This window comes from Paenibacillus catalpae (genome assembly GCF_900112695.1).
GTDB lineage: Bacteria > Bacillota > Bacilli > Paenibacillales > Paenibacillaceae > Pristimantibacillus > Pristimantibacillus catalpae.
In genome coordinates, this window is the sequence record NZ_FOMT01000003.1 from 192390 (window position 1) to 211209 (window position 18820).

The 18820-nt window shown below is 47.4% G+C and carries 16 protein-coding genes; 14 read left to right on the plus strand and 2 right to left on the minus strand.

Annotated features, from left to right (window positions below):
• The first annotated feature begins 6 nt into the window (after nucleotides 1-6).
• The 11 genes from BM200_RS14605 (at nucleotide 7) to BM200_RS14655 (ending at nucleotide 12374) form a co-directional block, all read left to right on the plus strand.
• On the plus strand, nucleotides 7-927 hold the full coding sequence (locus BM200_RS14605) for a carbohydrate ABC transporter permease (RefSeq protein ID WP_091186743.1): 921 nt from the start codon (nucleotides 7-9) through the stop codon (nucleotides 925-927).
• Between the two features lie 159 nt (nucleotides 928-1086).
• Nucleotides 1087-3150, plus strand: a complete 2064-nt coding sequence (locus tag BM200_RS14610; protein WP_091186746.1) for an alpha-glucuronidase family glycosyl hydrolase — start codon at nucleotides 1087-1089, stop codon at nucleotides 3148-3150.
• A gap of 28 nt (nucleotides 3151-3178) precedes the next feature.
• The gene (locus BM200_RS14615) at nucleotides 3179-4186 is read left to right on the plus strand and encodes an endo-1,4-beta-xylanase (protein WP_091186751.1); all 1008 of its coding nucleotides are present in this window, start codon (nucleotides 3179-3181) and stop codon (nucleotides 4184-4186) included.
• Between the two features lie 72 nt (nucleotides 4187-4258).
• Complete coding sequence (locus tag BM200_RS14620) at nucleotides 4259-5833, plus strand: glycoside hydrolase family 43 protein (RefSeq protein WP_091186752.1); 1575 nt, start codon at nucleotides 4259-4261, stop codon at nucleotides 5831-5833.
• Nucleotides 5834-5955: 122 nt separating this feature from the next.
• A complete protein-coding gene (locus BM200_RS14625) occupies nucleotides 5956-6663 on the plus strand; it encodes a response regulator transcription factor (RefSeq protein WP_091186753.1) in 708 nt (235 codons plus the stop codon).
• Complete coding sequence (locus BM200_RS14630) at nucleotides 6660-7691, plus strand: sensor histidine kinase (RefSeq protein WP_091186754.1); 1032 nt, start codon at nucleotides 6660-6662, stop codon at nucleotides 7689-7691. The genes BM200_RS14625 and BM200_RS14630 overlap by 4 nt, the downstream gene beginning before the upstream one ends.
• Nucleotides 7692-7753: 62 nt before the next feature.
• Nucleotides 7754-8674: an ABC transporter ATP-binding protein gene (locus BM200_RS14635; RefSeq protein ID WP_091186756.1), complete on the plus strand. Its 921-nt coding sequence runs from the start codon at nucleotides 7754-7756 to the stop codon at nucleotides 8672-8674.
• Complete coding sequence (locus tag BM200_RS14640) at nucleotides 8667-9404, plus strand: ABC transporter permease (protein ID WP_091186758.1); 738 nt, start codon at nucleotides 8667-8669, stop codon at nucleotides 9402-9404. The genes BM200_RS14635 and BM200_RS14640 overlap by 8 nt, the downstream gene beginning before the upstream one ends.
• Nucleotides 9404-10207 (plus strand): undecaprenyl-diphosphate phosphatase, encoded by an 804-nt coding sequence (locus tag BM200_RS14645; protein ID WP_091186759.1) that lies wholly within the window; start codon nucleotides 9404-9406, stop codon nucleotides 10205-10207. The genes BM200_RS14640 and BM200_RS14645 overlap by 1 nt, the downstream gene beginning before the upstream one ends.
• Before the next feature lie 212 nt (nucleotides 10208-10419).
• On the plus strand, nucleotides 10420-11544 hold the full coding sequence (locus BM200_RS14650; protein WP_091186761.1) for an NADH-dependent flavin oxidoreductase: 1125 nt from the start codon (nucleotides 10420-10422) through the stop codon (nucleotides 11542-11544).
• A 122-nt stretch (nucleotides 11545-11666) separates the two neighbouring features.
• Nucleotides 11667-12374, plus strand: a complete 708-nt coding sequence (locus tag BM200_RS14655) for a DNA alkylation repair protein (protein ID WP_091186763.1) — start codon at nucleotides 11667-11669, stop codon at nucleotides 12372-12374.
• Nucleotides 12375-12412: 38 nt separating this feature from the next.
• Here BM200_RS14655 and BM200_RS14660 read toward each other — a convergent pair whose 3' ends face one another.
• Nucleotides 12413-13612, minus strand: coding sequence for an MFS transporter (locus BM200_RS14660; protein WP_175532873.1), 1200 nt, complete (start codon nucleotides 13610-13612; stop codon nucleotides 12413-12415).
• Nucleotides 13613-13782: 170 nt separating this feature from the next.
• Here BM200_RS14660 and BM200_RS14665 point away from each other — a divergent pair, with 170 nt between their 5' ends.
• A complete protein-coding gene (locus BM200_RS14665; protein WP_091186768.1) occupies nucleotides 13783-14619 on the plus strand; it encodes a helix-turn-helix domain-containing protein in 837 nt (278 codons plus the stop codon).
• Between the two features lie 60 nt (nucleotides 14620-14679).
• Here the strand turns inward: BM200_RS14665 and BM200_RS14670 are convergent, their stop codons facing one another.
• On the minus strand, nucleotides 14680-15279 hold the full coding sequence (locus BM200_RS14670; protein WP_091186771.1) for a DJ-1/PfpI family protein: 600 nt from the start codon (nucleotides 15277-15279) through the stop codon (nucleotides 14680-14682).
• A gap of 333 nt (nucleotides 15280-15612) precedes the next feature.
• Between BM200_RS14670 and BM200_RS14675 the strand changes: the two genes are divergently transcribed.
• On the plus strand, nucleotides 15613-17421 hold the full coding sequence (locus tag BM200_RS14675) for a cache domain-containing sensor histidine kinase (protein WP_091186773.1): 1809 nt from the start codon (nucleotides 15613-15615) through the stop codon (nucleotides 17419-17421).
• Nucleotides 17414-18748, plus strand: a complete 1335-nt coding sequence (locus BM200_RS14680; protein WP_091186775.1) for a response regulator — start codon at nucleotides 17414-17416, stop codon at nucleotides 18746-18748. Before BM200_RS14675 ends, BM200_RS14680 begins: the two co-directional genes overlap by 8 nt.
• Nucleotides 18749-18820: the final 72 nt, after the last annotated feature.

Sequence of the window (18820 nt, forward strand, 5' to 3'; positions counted from 1 at the left end):
ATCGACATGAAAGAAAGTTCGGCCAAAGCAAGGTACAACTCCTTACCGGATAAAATTTTTGACATAAGTAATATAGTTTTTATGTTGTTGATTGTAACGGTGACATTATATCCTTTTCTTAATATGTTCGCTCTATCGTTTAACGATGCGAATGATTCGATCCGCGGTGGCATCTATGCTTGGCCACGGATGTGGACCTGGGATAACTACAGCTATATCTTTAATGAAGCATCGATTTATCACGCTACGCTGATCTCGGCTTTGCGTACGATTATTGGCACCATTACTTCCGTTTTCTGTACAGCTATGCTGGCCTATACGATTAGCCGTCAAGAGTATGTGCTTCGCAAATTTGTAACGGTAATTGCGATCTTCACGATGTACTTCAGCGGTGGGCTCATTCCTGGTTACCTGTTAATCAAAGAGCTTCATATGATTAATTCCTTCTGGGTATATATCATCCCGGGCATCATCGGAGTTTTCAATATGATCGTTATCCGTTCCTTTATTGAAGGCTTGCCGGATGGCATTATGGAATCGGCGAAAATTGACGGCGCAGGCGACTTCACCACCTTCATGCGAATTGTACTACCGTTGACGGTACCAGCCCTCGCGACTGTAGCGTTGTTTGTAGCCGTATATCAATGGAATTCGTGGTTTGATGTATTCTTGTACAATTCTTCTCATCTTAACCTGAGCACTCTGCAGTACGAGTTAATGAAAATTTTGCAGACTTCGAATACGGCAGCATCTTCAACGAATGCGGGCGATCAGTTTGCCGCGGGTCAATCCGGCGTAACGGCCGTTACGCCAACCTCGATCCGTGCAACGATGACGATTATTGCGAGTCTGCCGATTATTATGGTGTATCCATTCCTGCAAAAGTACTTTGTAAAAGGGATGACCGTAGGCGGCGTCAAAGGTTAATCAAAAAAATATTCGTTTACAGACGCGTCCGTTCGACTTTTCCTTAGGAATCGGGCGGGCGCAATTCTTTTGAGAAATGCTTGCTTACGAGGTAGGAATCACCACAAAATGACCGGAACCTGGCCAACGGAGTGGAAATTCTTTTTAGGAGGATGAGTGATGGGAGACAACGGATATGCAGCTTGGCTTAGATATGACCAGATGACGGATGAGAAGCTGACGGATGAATATAAAGGCTGGACAGGCGAGCTTGTGCTGCCCTCGGGAGTTCCGGTAGAAGGGGTATTAAAGACAGCCGCTCAAGAATTGTCGAGGGGTATTCGTTCTATGATTGGGACAACGCCTACGGTTACCCATGAGGCTTCCCAGCAGCGTTTTATTGTCCTTGACGTTCTTGGTGGAGGAACTTGGGTTGATCAGGCATCAGGCATTGTGCCGGCATTGTCTGATGAAGGCTACATCTTGAAAACCATTCATGAAGCTGATCGGGAGTACATTGTTGCAGCTGGCCGCACGGAGAAAGGCGCGCTGTATGCGGCGTTCCATTTGCTCCGCCTGCTGCAATCCGGTGCTGCTATTGGTCAGTTGAATCTGATTGAATCGCCGAAATACAGCCTGCGCATGATTAATCATTGGGATAATATCGACGGCAGCGTGGAGCGCGGTTACTCCGGACGATCGATTTTTTATGAAGGAAATAAAGTGCTGACCGGTTCGGATCGGATTCGCGATTATGCCCGTCTGATGGCATCCGTCGGCATTAACGGCATTGCGATAAATAATGTAAACGTTCACCGGGAGGAGACTTTCCTCATTACCGAGAAGCTGCTGCCGGATGTAGCCCGTATTGCGGAAGTATTCGGTGAATACGGGATCAAGCTGTTCCTGAGCGTAAACTATGCGGGAACAATTGAGATTGGCGGCCTTACGACAGCTGATCCACTTGATCCAAACGTACGTGCCTGGTGGAAAGAAAAAGCGGCAGAAGTATACCGCTATATTCCGGACTTTGGCGGCTTTCTTGTGAAAGCGGATTCGGAGAATCGTCCGGGGCCGTTCACGTATGGCCGTGATCATGCAGACGGTGCCAATATGCTGGCGGAAGCGCTGGAGCCTTACGGCGGTATTGTCTTATGGCGCTGCTTCGTTTATAACTGCCATCAGGACTGGCGTGACCGTTCCACCGACCGTGCCCGCGCAGCTTATGATCACTTCAAGCCGCTGGACGGACGCTTTGAGGATAATGTCATCCTGCAGATCAAGAATGGACCGATGGACTTCCAGGTCCGCGAGCCGGTATCGCCACTCTTTGGCGCCATGGAGCATACGAATCAGATGATGGAATTCCAGATTGCGCAGGAATATACGGGCCAGCAGAAGGATGTCTGCTTCCTGATCCCGCAGTGGAAGGAAGTATTGAACTTTGATACCTATGTCAAAGGCGCGGGCAGCACGGTGAAGGAAATCGCCGCTGGTCGGGTTCATGCTTATACGCATAGCGGCATTACAGCCGTAAGCAATATCGGCAACGATGAGAACTGGACAGGACATCATCTTGCTCAAGCGAACCTGTACGGCTACGGCCGACTGATCTGGAATCCGGAGCTGACATCGGAGGAGATCGCCAAGGAATGGGCTGCGCAAACGTTTGGCGGTAATGAGAAAGTACAAGACGTTATCGTAAACTTCCTGCTCGAGTCCTGGTCCATCTATGAGAACTATACAGCGCCTCTTGGTGTAGGCTGGATGGTCACGCCGCATTACCATTACGGTCCGGATATTGACGGCTATGAGTATTCCAAGTGGGGAACGTATCATTTTGCCGATCATAAAGGAATTGGGGTTGACCGTACGGTTGCAACAGGCACGGGCTATAGCAGTCAGTATACGCAGCCAAACGCTGAGATTTATGACAGCCTTGAAGCTTGCCCGGATGAGCTGCTGCTCTTCTTCCATCATGTACCTTACACGCATCAGCTGAAATCCGGCAAGACCGTTATTCAGCATATATACGATACGCATTTTGCCGGCGTGGAGCAGGTTGAATATTGGATCAGCCGCTGGCTGGAGCTCGAGGGACTTGTGGACGAAGAACGGTTCCGTCATGTGGCCGGCCGCATGAATCGTCAATTGGAGAATGCAAAGCAATGGCGCGACATTATGAATACTTACTTCTTCCGCAAATCCGGTATTCCGGATGCTCATAACCGGGTTATTTACTAATTTCATAAACAAGGAGATGGTGCAGGATATGTCACAACCATCAACAATACCAGCCCTTCATTCCGTTTATAAGGAATTCTTCGATATTGGGGCAGCCATTAATCTGAAGACAATAGAGACGCAGAAGGACGTGCTGACGACCCATTACAATAGTTTAACCGCGGAAAACGATATGAAGTTCGAGCGTATTCATCCATCGGAGGGCGTGTACACGTTTGAAGCAGCCGATAAAATCGCAGACTTCGCTGCGGCAAACGGCATGAAGCTTCGCGGGCATACGCTGGTTTGGCATAATCAGACGCCGGACTGGGTATTCGAAGGAACGGATGGGGCACCGGTTGACCGTGAAACGCTGCTTGCCCGGATGAAGAGCCATATCGAGACCGTGGTTGGCCGGTATAAAGGTATAATCTACGGCTGGGATGTCGTAAATGAGGTCATTGAGGACAAAAGCGATGTCTGGCTTCGGGAATCCAAGTGGCTGAACCTGGTCGGGGAAGATTTTATTGCGAAAGCATTCGAATTTGCGCACGCAGCCGACCCGAAAGCGGTTCTGTTCTACAATGATTACAACGAGTGCAACCCGGAGAAGCGGGACAAGATCATTCGCCTCGTTCAATCGCTGCAGAATAAGGATGTACCTATTCATGGGATCGGCCTGCAGGGGCATTGGAATTTGAACGGCCCAAGTCTTGCCGAGATCCGGGAAGCGATCGAACGTTATGCCGCGCTTGGTCTCAAGCTGCAGGTAACGGAGCTTGATATTTCGGTATTTGATTACGAGGACAAGCGGACAGATTTGACCGAGCCGACAGCCGAGATGCTGGAACGGCAGGCCGAGCGTTATGAACAGATATTTGGTCTGTTCCGCGAGTACAAAGACGTTCTTACTGCAGTAACGTTCTGGGGTGCAGCCGATGATTATACCTGGCTTGATCACTTCCCGGTCCGTGGGCGGAAAAATTGGCCGTTTGTGTTTGATGCCAAGCATGAACCTAAAGCTTCCTTCTGGAAGATTGCCAACTGGCAGAAATAAGCTTGAATTGGAGACGGAGCCTTTCCAGAGGGCTCCGTTCCTTATCTTTCTAACAGAAAGCGGGGCAAACCATTGACGGCAAACAGAGCAGCAGGCAGAGCAGCCTACCGTAACCCGGTACTGCCGGGCTTTTATCCGGATCCAAGTGCCATTCGGGTTGGCGAGGATTATTATTTGGCAACAAGCACGTTTGAATATTTTCCCGGCGTACCGGTGTTTCACAGCAAGGATCTGATCCATTGGGAGCAAATCGGTCATGTGTTAACGAGAGAAAGCCAGGTGAATCTGCTTGGGCGCAACAGCTCGGAGGGAATTTACGCGCCTACGCTCCGTTATCATGACGGCGTATTTTATATGATTACTACGGATGTATACGGAATTGGCAACTTCTATGTTACGGCGGAGGATCCGGCAGGGCCATGGTCCGATCCGATTGTCATTCCGCATGGCAATATTGACCCTTCGTTATTTTTTGACGAAGACGGCAAAGTGTACGTATCCGCGCAATCCGGCTTTGGGGAGACCTCCCATATTATTCAATATGAGATTGATATCCGGACAGGCAAGGCATTATCGGAGCCGGTTGTCGTATGGGAAGGGGACGAGGGGCCTTGGGTAGAAGGTCCGCATTTGTACAAAATAAACGGTCTCTATTATATGATGACTGCTTCCGGCGGTACGGGGCCTATGCACAGGGAGATTATCGGCAGGAGCGAATCTCCATATGGACCTTTCGAGATGCTGCCGCATCCGATTCTGACGCATAACGGGTTATCGGATCACCCGATTCAATATACCGGCCATGTCGAATTGATTGATGATGTGCATGGCCAGTGGTGGGCGTTGTTTCTTGGCGTACGTCCGCAAGGCGGCAAAGGCAGCGTGCTGGGACGCGAGACATTCCTTGCACCTGTCAAGTGGACCGAAGACGGCTGGCCGATGATTGATAATAATCAAGGTCATGTCTCTATAGATATGGAAGTACCGGCTGTTATGAGGCAGCGAGCCCAAGGGATCAAGGTTTCTTCCAGCCAGCGGTATACGACGAAGTTCTCGTCTGAAGGACTTGGCATGGAATGGATCTATACCCGCGTTATTCCAGGGCCAGATGCGATGTCTTTGACGGAGCGGGATGGCTGCCTCAGACTGACCGGCAACGCCAACGGGCTTCGTGACGGAGGAGCGAATGTATTTGTCTGCCGCCGCCAGCAGCATCATCGGATGAGAAGCGAGACCAGGTTAACCTTTGCGCCGGGAAAAGACGGGGAGCAGGCGGGCATTGCAGCCCGGTTAAGCGATCAATCCTATTATTCGATCGGAGTTGCGAAGAAGGAAGGACAGACCGGTATCCTAGTGACAGCCATGACGCAAGGGAGCGGTACGGAAGCTTTTACGCCAATGAAAGAGCCGGTTCCGGTTAGATTGTCGATCCGTTCGGATGAGAAGGAGTATGAGCTGATGTACACCTTGGGAGGGGCATCCGCTGAGTGGATCAGCCTCGGGACATGGCCGGCCGAAGCATTAACACCAGACGCGGACGGCGCGTTTACCGGCGTATGCCTGGGCATGTATGCAGAGGGAACAGAAGCAGGAAGCTCGGCACCGGCTTATTATGACTATTTTGAATACGAGGGATTTGTGGAATAATAGCTCATGGGTTTACTTCATAGATACAGCAGAAGCCGCGTATATCGCGGCTTTTTTGAATTGTAAAAGTAGATTGATGTTATAATTGGAAAATATATAAAGCTGAAGGAGAATCTCATGGAATGAGTGAAATTAAACTGCTTATTGCCGAGGATGATAAGGAAATACGAGAATTATTGAAAAAATATTTAGAGCGCGAATTGTACGCAGTGGATACAGCAAATGATGGCAATGAGGCCCTTTATAGGTTTCGACAAGGGGGCTATCATTTAGTGATTTTGGATTTGATGATGCCTCAATTGGATGGCATTGAAGTTTGCAAAGCGATCAGGAGCATCTCTAATGTACCTATTGTCATGCTGACGGCGAAAGATCATGAAACAGAAAAAATATTAGGTTTAAGCATTGGCGCGGACGATTACATTACAAAACCGTTTAGCATCCATGAGGTCATAGCCAGAGTCAAATCCCTGCTGCGGCGCTATATGATTCTTGGCAGCGAAGGAGAAGAACCATCCCAACATTTATTGATTTTCAAGGGAATTGCTATTGATCCGAAAGCGTATACGGTTCATATCGAAGGCAGCCAAACGGCGTTAACCGCCAAGGAATTTGAATTGCTTAAGCTGCTAGCCTCCAATCCGGGACAAGTATTTACAAAAACGCAAATCTTCCGGCAAGTTTGGGGAACCGACTACATCGAAGATGATAATACCGTAATGGTTCATATTCGTAAACTGCGCAAGAAAATTGAGTTAGACCCCTCTCAGCCTCAATATATTCAGACCGTTTGGGGGATCGGTTATAAATTTTCGGGAGAAAAAGCATGAATACCGCAAAGACATTAGTCATGTTAGTGATACAGCTATGCTTGACGGCAATCGTTCTACTCCTAACGAGAAACACTTTAGGCGGCTTGGGATGGACCTTAGCAGCCTTATTAATCGGGTTAAATTTGGCGATGCTCGCAGGAACGATCCGTACTCGTCAAGATTTAATGCGCATTTCAAACCTCCTGCGCCAAGTAGCAGCGGGCAATTATAAAACCAGATTGCTTGCCAAGCAAGACGATCGATGGAACGAAATGGTTTTTACAATTAATAAGCTCATTAGCAGGTTTGAAAAGATACAAATTGAAGCTGCTCAATCGCATACGGCAAGGCAGCGGCTCTTGTCCAGCATTTCGCATGATATTCGAACACCGCTAACTTCGATAATCGGTTATATAGACGCATTAAGAGATGGGCAGTGGGAATCGGAATCGGAATCGGAGAAACAATCCTATCTTGCCATTCTATCTGCTAAATCAGCTCGCTTAAAAGAGTTAATTGACGATTTATTCACAATGGCCAAGCTTGACGCCGATGAATTGCCCATGAAAGAAGAAATATTGGATTTCGCCGAAATGGCAAGAGAGACGCTAATTGAGTTTTTACCAAAAATCGAAAAAGAAGAGATCAAGCTCCAGATTGAGCTTCCGGAGGTAGGCTGCTTCATTAAGGCAGATCAAATTGCCGTAACCCGCATGATTCAAAATATGATTAAAAACGCTATCCAGTACGGCGGAGAAGGGAAAGTGATCGGTGTCGATCTTCTTGAGAACAATGGCGTTTATGAACTAACGATCTGGGATCGAGGTCCAGGAATTAGTGCGGCTGAGCTTTCCCGTATCTTCGAGAGAAGCTATCGGGCAGATAAAGCCAGAGGTTCAAGCGGCGGTGGAAGCGGACTGGGTCTATCTATCGTTAAGGCTTTGGCTGAAAAAAATCATGGTTCGGTGCATGCCAACAGCAAGCCCTGGGACAAAACGGAATTCACCATTGCGTTTCAGAAATCGATTGGATTAAGAAACAGTTAAGAAACAGATAAACTCCAGTTAAAGCCGCTTTCTTATAATAAGACAAAGAGGAGGCGGTACGAATGAACGCCATTATCAAAACCGTTAATCTAACCAAACAGTATGGCGGCGAAAAAGCGGTAGACAATGTCAGCTTAACCGTTCAACAAGGTGAAATCTATGGATTTCTTGGACGAAATGGAGCAGGCAAAACAACGACGATACGAATGCTCCTGGGGCTGATCAAGCCGACATACGGACAGATTGAGATCTTTGGCAGCGATTTGCTATTAAGTAAAAAGGAAGTATTGCGAAGAATCGGTTCGATAGTTGAAGTTCCGGGCTTTTATGAGAATCTGACCGCCAAAGAGAACTTGCAAATTAATGCGAAAATCATGGGCGTTCATAAAAACAACGCAATCGAAGAAGCATTAGAGATTGTTGGTTTACAGCATGAAACAAGGAAACTAACAGGGAAATTCTCGCTCGGCATGAAGCAGCGTCTTGGCATTGCCAGAGCACTTTTGCATTATCCGGAGCTATTGATCCTCGATGAACCAACCAATGGACTGGATCCGATCGGCATCAAGGAAATGCGGAGATTGATAAAAACATTGGCGCAAGAACGTCAAATAACCGTATTGATTTCGAGCCATATTTTATCCGAAGTTGAGCTGCTCGCAGATCGGTTAGGAATTATTCATGAAGGCAGACTGCTGGAGGAAATAAGTATAGACAAACTGCACATGGCCAACCGCCGGTATATGGAATTCCAGGTTGATGACGATAATAAAGCGGCTCTTTTACTGGAGAAACATATGGGCATTATCGATTATACGGTACAGGCTGAAGGGAATATTCGCATTTATTCTCATTTCGGTCAACAAGGCAAAATAAACAAACTTTTTGTTGAACATGGTATTGAAGTGGAGAAAATCGCGGTCAGCGAAAATAATCTGGAGGATTATTTCGCAAATCTTGTAGGAGGTGGTACGATTGGTTGATTTGCTTTCTACCGAACTCCTTAAACTGAAACGTTCCAAAATGCTGGTGCTCAGTCTTGCGGGTGCTGCACTGGCACCTTTCTTTGTTGTGCTTGCTTTCTATATTGATTTACTAAAGATGTCGAAGACGGATAACGCTATATTCGAGGCTCTTTTCTATAACACGAGTATGTATACCATATTGCTAATGGCGGTTCCTTTATATAGCGTTGTAATTGCCTATTTATTCGGCCGTGAATATATAGAGGATACTTTGAAAAATCTGTTGACGATTCCGGTAACAAGGACAAGCATCATTCTAAGCAAAATGCTGTTATTGTTATTATGGATCTATCTCCTGACGTTGGAAGCATGGGTAGTGACATTTGTCTTTGGTTTATTGCTTCAATTCAAAGGCTTAACCATGGATCTTATGTTGGATTCTTTGATTGAATACATGATTGGAGCTACCCTTCTTGCCGTGTTGTCGACACCAATCGTATTGATCGTCACCATCATGAAATCTTACGTGCCGGCTATAATTGCATCGATAGCGATTACTTTAGTGAATTTATTGGTGTTTAATTCCGATTACCGAGCTTTAAACCCATGGTCAGCGGTATTCGATATTGCTCATGATTCCCTGTCTTCCGTTTATCCGGCTGCCGTTACTTATTCCATAATCGCGTTAACCTCGATAACCGGCCTAGTGATCACCTTGATCTATTTTAGAAAGGTGGATATTCACTAATGGTTGATATCATCAGCGCTATTCTACTGGGCATTATAGAAGGCTTAACCGAATTTTTGCCCGTATCATCAACAGGACATCTCATACTTGCCGGGCATTTATTGGGCTTTGAAGGGGAGTCTGAGACAACATTTAAAATTGTTATTCAGCTGGGAGCTGTATTGGCCGTATTGATTCTTTATTGGCGAAGGTATTTAGAAATCGGAGTGAACCTGATTAAACTCGATTTCTCCAAGAACAAAGGCCTGAATGCTATTCATATGTTTCTGGCCATGATACCTGCACTGATTATGTATTTGTTGTTTAAGGATTTCATAAAAGGCCGTTTATTCGGTCCAATGCCCGTATTAATCGGCTTAATTATTGGCGGCGTTCTAATGTTGATTGCGTCGCGCATAAGAAGAACGGTAACGGCTGACAATACCGATGATATGAATTATAAGCAAGCATTTGGAATTGGACTTTTTCAATGTCTCGCTTTGTGGCCGGGATTTTCAAGATCCGGTTCGACGATCTCAGGCGGGCTGTTACTTGGAACCAGCCAAAAAGCTGCAGCCGATTTTACGTTTATGATATCGGTTCCGGTCATGTTCGGGGCAACGCTGTTGGATTTATATGAAAGCCGCGACCTATTGTCGTCGGAGGATATCATTTTATTGTTAATCGGCTTTGCAACTGCTTTTGCCGTCGCGATGCTTGCTGTTGTCACTTTTCTCAAGGTGATTAAAAGGCTTAGGTTGGAATGGTTTGCACTATACAGGTTTGTCCTTGCAGGTGCTTTCTATTTAATTGTTATGTTATAGGGACACAACAGGCACGGGGACTTTAGAGAAACAGACCGCGAAGAAGCTTCGCAGCCTGTTTCTTTTTAATTGTCGGATGGCTCAATCTGAAATTGCAAAAAAAATCCGGAGGTTAATCTTGACAATCTAAACTGTATATCATAATATTACAGTAACAAAAGTGATTACAGTTAAGAAAAGAGCATGCGATGCTTTTATGAGGAGTGGAGAACTTGGATCAGAAATATAAACCTTTATTTGAATCCTTTAAATTCCGAAGCGGTGTAGAGGTGAAGAACCGGATTATCATGGCACCTATGACGCACTCCTCTTCGAATGATGACGGAACGGTAACCGATGCGGAGCTTGAATACTACGCCCGCCGTTCAGACGGAGCAGGCCTCGTGATTACCGCATGTATTTATGTCACGCCAAGCGGCAAAGGATTTCCCGGGGAATTCGGCGGACACAGCGATGAGATGATTCCTGGCCTGACCCGATTGGCTGAGACCATTAAAGCAAAAGGCGCAAAGGCTGTTCTGCAAATTTTCCATGGCGGCCGTCGAGTGTCACCGGCATTGGTGCCAAACGGCGATGTGGTCAGCGCAAGCGCAGTTGCAGCGACGGAAAATTCGGATGTCGTTCCTCGTGAACTGACTCATGAAGAGATCGAGTCCATCATCCGCGATTTTGGCGAAACGACTCGGCGTGCTGCGATTGCAGGATTCGACGGAGTGGAAATTCACGGCGCGAACACTTATCTTCTCCAGCAGTTTTACTCTCCGCATTCCAATCGCAGGAATGATCAATGGGGTGGAGATATTGACCGTCGTCTTGCTTTCCCGCTTGCCGTTGTAGATGAAGTGAAACGGGCCGCGGCTGAACATGCGAAAGGTCCTTTCCTGGTCGGATACCGCTTCTCGCCGGAAGAGCCGGAAACTCCGGGGCTTACGATGGAGGATACGTTCCGCTTGGTTGATGAGCTGGCGCAGAAGGAATTGGATTACATCCATGTGTCGCTGTTTGATTTCCGTTCCAAGCCGGCGCGTGGAGCAGATGACAGCAAATCAAGACTCGAATGGATTACGGAGCGGGTAGGGCATCTTGTACCGGTCATTGGCGTAGGTTCCATTCATACGGCGGACGAAGCGATTGAAGTCCAGCAGACGGGAGCTCCTCTGGTTGCGCTTGGACGCGTTCTGCTTACCGACCCGGATTGGGTACAAAAGGTTGAAACCGGTCGTGCGGATGAGATTCAGCCCCGCTTAAGCTTAAGCTCGCAGAAGCAGCTTGTAATTCCCGACGGTTTATGGCGCATGCTGACGGCAAGAGAAGGCTGGCTGCCATTTACCGATTAATATAAATGAGGGCTGACAAGGCGGCGCATACAACGCGTCGAATTGTCAGCCCTTTTTGTTTTGCAGAAGTCTTCCCGCAACGTTATACTCAAACCAAGAAGAGTACAATTGGAGGCCAAGAAATGACCTTTGATGAGGTAATGCAGGCTTTAGAAGCTATGGGAAGCGAGCAGACGAAGAGCACCTATTTGCGTCATGGCGCAATGGAGCCTTTCTTCGGCGTGAAGATCGGCGATATGAAGAAGCTGGTCAAAGAGGTGAAGAAGGATCAGGAGCTGGTGTACAAGCTGTACAATTCCGGCAATTATGACGCGATGTATTTGGCGGGATTGACTGTAAATCCTAAGAGCATCACGAAAACGACGCTTCAGCATTGGGTCAAGCAGGCTAACTGGTATTCGCCTGCCGAATACACGGTAGCCAATGTGACCGCGGAGAGCCCATTTGCCAGAGAGCTGGCGATGGAATGGATCGGCTCACCTGAAGAATTAATCGCGGTAGCGGGTTGGAGCACCTATGCGAACTACGTCACCATTGCCCCGGATGAGCAGCTGGATTTAACCGAAATCCGCAAGCTGCTGGAGCAGGTTAGGCAGAGCGTTCATGGAGAGCGGAACCGCGTCCGTTATGTAATGAACACTTTTGTTATTTGCGTAGCGTCGTACGTCGTGCCTTTGACAGTGGAGGCAAAAGCGGTGGCGGAAGCGATTGGAGCCGTTAAGGTTGATGTCGGCAACACAGCCTGTAAGGTCCCCCTGGCTTCTGAGTATATTGCCAAGATTGAAGCAAAAGGAACCATTGGCAGCAAGAAGAAGACCTGTATTTGTTAAATAAAACGAAGGCTGCTCCTCAGTAAGGAGCAGCCTTTTTAAGCTTCAGCGGCAGCCTGCAAGGCTGCCTTTTTTCTGTCCGACTGATCAAGACTATAGCTGTAGGCAGTAGCGGCAAAGGCAAGCAGCGCGAGCACGGCCGCTGTCCAGGGAAGATATTGCAGACCGTAATGATCGGTTACGAACGCTCCGGCGGATGAACCAACCGCGATTCCGATATTTGCGCTAATCGGAAGCAGAGAAGCAGCGAAGTCTTTGGCCGTTGGGACAAATTGCTCGGTCAAATGAATGAAATAAAGCTGACAAGCCGCATTAATCGTAAACGAGATAAGAGCAATCGCCATCAAGCTGATGACGCCGGGCCATGTGAATTGTACGGTGAAGCCAAAAATCACATAAACAGCGGTGTGGATCAGAAACAGCTTTTTCAACTTCGCCATATAAGTGCCGGTTGCAATCTTACCGCCGAGCAAATTACTGAGTATCGTTACAGCACCATAGACTAGCAGGATCGTGCTGGTGCGTCCTTCCGAAATATGCATGACCTCCAGCATAAGCGGATTAATATACGTGTAGATCACGAATATGGCTGCAATTCCGATAATCGGGATGAGAAAGGCAAGCAGCACCCGCGGGTTCGACATCAACCGAAGCTGATCCTTCATTGAGCTTTGTACCGCAGGCAAATTTCTCGGCACGATTTTATAAAGAAGCAGCAGACTTAAGATCCCGCAAGCCGCGACCAGCCAGAAGGCGGCAGGCCATTCAAAGTGCAGGCCGACGAAGGTTCCGATCGGTACGCCCAGCACATTGGCAATAGTAAACCCGCCTATGATGTAGGAAAGCGCCTGACCTCTTCGCTCGGGAGAAACGCAATCCGTGCTGATGGACACAGCGAGGGACACGCTTAACCCGCAAAAGACAGCCGTTGCCATTCTCGTAAAGAATAAGACCGGATAATTAAAGGATAAAGCACTCCCCATTGTAAACAAAACAACAAGCGAGGCACCAAGAAGCAAGGCGCGGCGTTTCGTGAAATAACCGGCAGCCATCATCACAACAGGCGTTCCCGCCGCATAAGCAATCGCAAAGCCCGAGACCATTATGCCGGTTTGGGCAACAGACACGCCAAGGCTGTCAGCGATTGGAGTCAGCAGGCCGACAATAACATATTCCGTCGTCCCCAGAATAAACGCTAACAGGGTAAAGGAAAAGATAAGCAGGTTTTCTTTTTTCATGTTAAACATCCTCCATACAGGCATCTTACATTCAACAGCTTAAAGGATGCCCCCTGCTGCGGCAATGAAGCATCTTGCCGTATTTGCCTTTGATGTGATATATCTTGCTGTGCTATGAAAAAGCAATGCAGGAAACAAGCGGATATCGTGTATGATAAAGAAAACAAGCCATGATGGATATTGAGGTGGGAACCATTCAAAGCCGATTATTATATACGGGAAAAGTATGCGATGCGCCAGATTGGAATTTTCCGAGTCATAAGCATGATGATCTGCATGAGATTTTGGTTGTGTGTGACGGCAAGGGGACTTTCATAATCGGAGGAATCTCATACAGCGTCGGCGGGGGAGATATTTTGGTCTATAACAAGGGGGTGCTGCATGAAGAGCAATCCTCCAGTGACAGCCCGTTGTTTACGTATTATTGCGGATTTACTTTGCAGGAGGTTTTGCCCGAGGAGGATTGGGTAATCCCTTCTGATCAGAAGCCGGTCATTCGTTCAAGCCGGATATTTCCGGAGACGGCCGCTTTGATGAAGATGCTCTTTGATGAATCCTCCGTCAAGGAAGAAGGACATGAGCCAATCAGCCACTATCTGCTGAATTCCATTATTCTGCTCATCAGGCGCGCGGTTGGTCATCAGCGGCAGGATAAAGTGGAGGAATCTGCTCCAAGCCTCGTCGCGCAGATTAAAGATTATATCGACCGGAACTTCACGCAATCCATTACCTTGAAGGATTTGGGCCGGCAATTTCATGTGAATCCGTATTATATTTCGCATATCTTCAAGGATAACTATCAAATCTCCCCGATCAACTATGCCATTCACAGGCGGATCGGGGAGGCAACCCGACTGCTTGTATCAACGGAAATGAAGGTTTGGGAGATAGCGAAGCTTCTTGGCTATGACAATCCGAATTATTTCTCGATTATATTCCGCAGAGTAACCGGGCTGTCTCCCAATCAGTTCCGGGAAAGCAATCAGCAGAATTTATTTCCGCGGTAAACATAAAAGCGGCAGCTGATGGCTTAGTGAGCCAAAGCTGCCGCTAACGCGGTCTGTGGGTTATGGGGTAATGGCTTCTGCACTCGCTGCCTTAGCAGCGTCCTCGCGGACAAGCTTCAGGAACTCGCGCATAAAGCCGGGAAGATCGGGCCAGGCATGGCCGGTCACCAGCTTGCCGTCAACATGGAGCGTCTCGTCGGCATAGCAGGCGCCAAGGCGCTCTACTTCCAGGCGTGAAGCATTATACGAAGTCATCGTGCGTCCATTGAAATAGCTGTAATCGGGCAGTGCCAGGAACACCTGCGCACCATGGCAGATCGCGCCGATTGGTTTATCGGCATCGATGAAATGCTGCAGAATACGAGGAAGCTCCGCGTTGCCGCGAATGTATTCCGGTGCTCTGCCGCCAGGAATAAGAATGGCTGCATATTCGGAAGGCTCTACATCAGTAAAGCCCAAATGGGATTGCAGTTGATGAGCCGGCTTTTCCGTATACGTATCCCAGCCGTCAATAAAATCATGACATACGGTATGTAACGTTTTCTGTGTCGGTGAAGCGATAACAGCCTCGTAGCCTTCCTCCAGCAGCCTGTAATAAGGATAATACACTTCTAACACTTCCGCGGCATCGCCAGTCACAATAAGTACTTTGTTCGACATGAGCTCACTCCTCAAAAGAATTGTGAAGCAATTCTTACTTCGTAAGCGTTCGCTTAAAGAATTGTGAAGCAATTCTTACTTCGTAAGCATCCGCTTAAAGAATTGTGAAGCAATTCTTACTACGTAAGCGTTCAACACAGTTATTATGCTCCTTGCCTTCGAGACAGTCAATATTTTCCTTTTTATAAAAGAAGGATTCTAACAAAAATCGATCCATTCTACTAGAATGACAGCTTGAAGTGCGTTAAATTACCTATACAATAAATAAGAATAGCCATACTGCTTACATTCATATTTGCTATATTTAAGGAAGGAAGCTGGGGGTGCATCATCATGAGAACGGGCTTTTCCAATCCAATGACCAAACTTAGCGTGAAGCAGCAGCTGCTGTTATTGTTCCTGCTGATGGTCAGCCCGATATTCATTCTTCACAGCTACGGAAATTCGGAGGCCGAACACATATTAAAACGGCATGTCACGAATGCCTATGCTGAGCTGAACAAACAGAACCATACGCTGATCGACCGGGATATTGATACCGTCAACAAGATTACAACGACCATTATCCAAAACCCGATTGCGCAGCAGCTCGTACCAAATGGCGATGAAACCGTCATTGAACGTGTCCGAAAATACGAAAAAATGGATGCGTTGCTTGCAGGTTATTCAACCGCTCTCAATGGCGGGGAGGCTGTCTATTACAGCCTGTATATCTATGATCCTCATAATGAATATTTCTTCGCACCCAAAGTGCAGATGATCCAAAGCGGCGTCTATTTCTTCACCGATGCCAACAAACCGAAGTGGTTTGATACGGCTTTAAAGCTCAAGGGTCTTGGTTTCATGGAAATTATCGAGAATAACGATATGCTCGTCAAGAAGCGAACGCTTGCTTATATCCGCGCTGTTAATACGGTCAATCAAGGACATAGCGTTATCGGTGTACTGGTGGCAACGAACATGGATAAGAAGCTGGCCGAATCCATGCAATCCGTCTCCCTGCCAGGCGGTGAGATCTTCTTCACGGATCAGAACAATTATATATTAGCCTCAACAGATCCGAAGATGATGGGTACTACGGTAGAGCTTCCTGCAACCGCTTCCGAAAATCAGCCCGAAACTCTCGATAAGCCGATTATGACTTCGGAACACATTTATATTTCAAGCGATAATGAGCTGCTGCAGCAGCGTCTCCTCTACAAAATCCCGATTAAGTCGCTCCTTCAGCAGCAAAATGAAGTGAAGCGGGTCATTCAGCTTATATCGGTGGCGTACATTTTGTTCGGATGTATTGTAATCTTCTATTTCTGGCGTTCCTTAATGACACCGTTGCAAAGACTAGCGACGTTTGTCCGCCGTTATGAGCCTGGCAAGCGAGTGCCGGAGACGCCTGGCAAAGGCAGAAATGACGAGGTGGGGGTATTGATTGGAGCCCTTTACGATATGGCCCGCCGCTTGAATGGACTCATCCATGACAAGTACCAAATGGAGATCAAGCAGCGGGAGAGCCAGCTGCAAATTTTGTATCAGCAGATTAATCCGCATCTCCTCTACAACACTCTCGAAAGTATCTATTGGAAAAGCTCGCTGGAAGGCAATTCCGAGTCCGCGGAAATGATCAAGGAGCTGTCGAAGCTGATGAAAATCAGTTTAAGCCGCGGCAGGGAGCTGATTACGCTGGCGGAGGAATTGGAGCATGCGGCTGCTTATGTGAAGCTGCAGCAGAAGCGTTATGATTATGACTTCCAGGTTATCTGGTCCGTACCGGACACGATGATGAACCATCTCATTCCGAAGGTGACGCTTCAACCGCTTATTGAAAATGCCATGATCCATGGCGTCAAGAATATGGGAGAAGACGGAGAAATTCATATTACAGCTGATTATGAAGGGGATAAGCTGCTTATTCGCGTTGAGGATAACGGCTATAAGGACGCTGATTATAAAGCGATCGAATCTCTATTAAATGAGCCTTCCGCAAATCCGGCATCCGGCTACGGCATTAAAAACATTCATCAGCGGCTTCAGCTGCATTTTGGCAATATATACGGCATTGGGTACAAGAAAAGAAACGGCGGCGGAACCATCGTAACGATCGTGCTTCCGGCAGCGGGCGAAAGGAAGGAACAGGGCGATGTATAACATACTGGTGGTGGATGACGAGCCGCTTATTTGCAAAGGACTTAGCAGCGTGCTGGCTTCTTCCGGCATTGATATTTCTGCCATTCATATGGCACATAACGGCTATGAGGCATTAGACGTCCTGAGGACGGATGATATCGATCTGCTTGTTACGGATATTCAGATGGGCTCAATGAACGGCATTGAGCTTATGCAGCAGGCGAAGTTAATTAAGCCATGGGTGCAGACGATCATCATCTCCGCTCATGAAACCTTTCAATATGCTCAAATGGCGATTCGTCTTGGAGCCAAAGATTATTTGATTAAACCGCTTAACAACGAGCAGTTTTTGGATTCCGTGCGCAACGTGCTGCTTAAGCTGCGCAAGCCTGAGCCAACCGAGCAAGAAGAATTGATCGCGGGGATGCAGGAGCATTTCCATATGGATGAGCTTAATCCGCGGTCTGTGGAATGGCTGAATCAGTTGGTGAGCGAGCAGCCTTCGCTTAAGGTGCAAGATATTGCAGCGATTTTGAAGGAAAAACACGGAATCGTGTTAGAGGGTCCTTATTACTCCATGATTAGAATTCGGTTAAATCTATCTGATCGTAACCGCGAATTGTCGAAGACGGATGAGAAGCTGCTTCGGTACGCGGCTCTTAATATTGTTAATGAACTGTTCGACGAACATTGGAACCGAACGGCCTTTTATGCCTCGGAGCGGGATATCAATATTATTTTGCAGTGGAATGAAACGCAGTATGGGACGGCGGCATCATCCGGTCTTATGAATGAGCTTGATATGGTCGGGCGAAGCCTCCACTTCAACATTCAGAAATATTTGGGCATGACAAGCGTAATTGGCATCAGCCAAATCCTGAAAGGGATTGAGTTTATTGACGTTCTTCATGATCAGGTTATAAAAGCGCTCGGTTGTAACGAACGGCATAAAGACCATTACGTGTTCTATTACGGGGATTTTAACTGGAATCAATATTCGCAGCGGCCCACCGAGGAAGAATTCACCGCCCAGACGAGCTTAATCGTCGAGAAAGCGATGGAGTATATTAACCTGAATTATGCGCAAAAGGGTTTAACGCTGCATGAAGTCGCACAGAACAATCATGTCAGCCCCAACTACCTCAGCTATCTCTTCAAGAAGGAGACCGGCTATAACCTGTGGGAATACGTCGTGAAGCTTCGGATGGAAGAGAGCAAGCGGCTTCTTCTCAACACCGATATGAGGCGGTACGAGATTTCGGAGAAGGTCGGGTATGAATCGCCGGAGCATTTTAGCAAAATTTTCAAAAAATATTACGGCATGAGCCCAAGCGAGCTAAAGAAGTAGAATCACTCATCATTGCCTTGGATATGCACATTACCTCGAGAGGGTCCTTTTTTTACAATAGGGGAAGAGGAT

What these genes read in the sequence shown, in the direction of transcription:
- BM200_RS14675 (WP_091186773.1), top strand. Translation starts at nt 15,613, where the DNA reads ATGAGAACGGGCTTTTCCAATCCAATGACCAAACTTAGCGTGAAGCAG.
- BM200_RS14645 (WP_091186759.1), top strand. Translation starts at nt 9,404, where the DNA reads ATGGTTGATATCATCAGCGCTATTCTACTGGGCATTATAGAAGGCTTA.
- BM200_RS14615 (WP_091186751.1), top strand. Translation starts at nt 3,179, where the DNA reads ATGTCACAACCATCAACAATACCAGCCCTTCATTCCGTTTATAAGGAA.
- BM200_RS14635 (WP_091186756.1), top strand. Translation starts at nt 7,754, where the DNA reads ATGAACGCCATTATCAAAACCGTTAATCTAACCAAACAGTATGGCGGC.
- BM200_RS14625 (WP_091186753.1), top strand. Translation starts at nt 5,956, where the DNA reads ATGAGTGAAATTAAACTGCTTATTGCCGAGGATGATAAGGAAATACGA.
- BM200_RS14655 (WP_091186763.1), top strand. Translation starts at nt 11,667, where the DNA reads ATGACCTTTGATGAGGTAATGCAGGCTTTAGAAGCTATGGGAAGCGAG.
- BM200_RS14630 (WP_091186754.1), top strand. Translation starts at nt 6,660, where the DNA reads ATGAATACCGCAAAGACATTAGTCATGTTAGTGATACAGCTATGCTTG.
- BM200_RS14665 (WP_091186768.1), top strand. Translation starts at nt 13,783, where the DNA reads ATGATGGATATTGAGGTGGGAACCATTCAAAGCCGATTATTATATACG.
- BM200_RS14660 (WP_175532873.1), bottom strand. Translation starts at nt 13,612, where the DNA reads ATGAAAAAAGAAAACCTGCTTATCTTTTCCTTTACCCTGTTAGCGTTT.
- BM200_RS14610 (WP_091186746.1), top strand. Translation starts at nt 1,087, where the DNA reads ATGGGAGACAACGGATATGCAGCTTGGCTTAGATATGACCAGATGACG.
- BM200_RS14680 (WP_091186775.1), top strand. Translation starts at nt 17,414, where the DNA reads ATGTATAACATACTGGTGGTGGATGACGAGCCGCTTATTTGCAAAGGA.
- BM200_RS14670 (WP_091186771.1), bottom strand. Translation starts at nt 15,279, where the DNA reads ATGTCGAACAAAGTACTTATTGTGACTGGCGATGCCGCGGAAGTGTTA.
- BM200_RS14605 (WP_091186743.1), top strand. Translation starts at nt 7, where the DNA reads ATGAAAGAAAGTTCGGCCAAAGCAAGGTACAACTCCTTACCGGATAAA.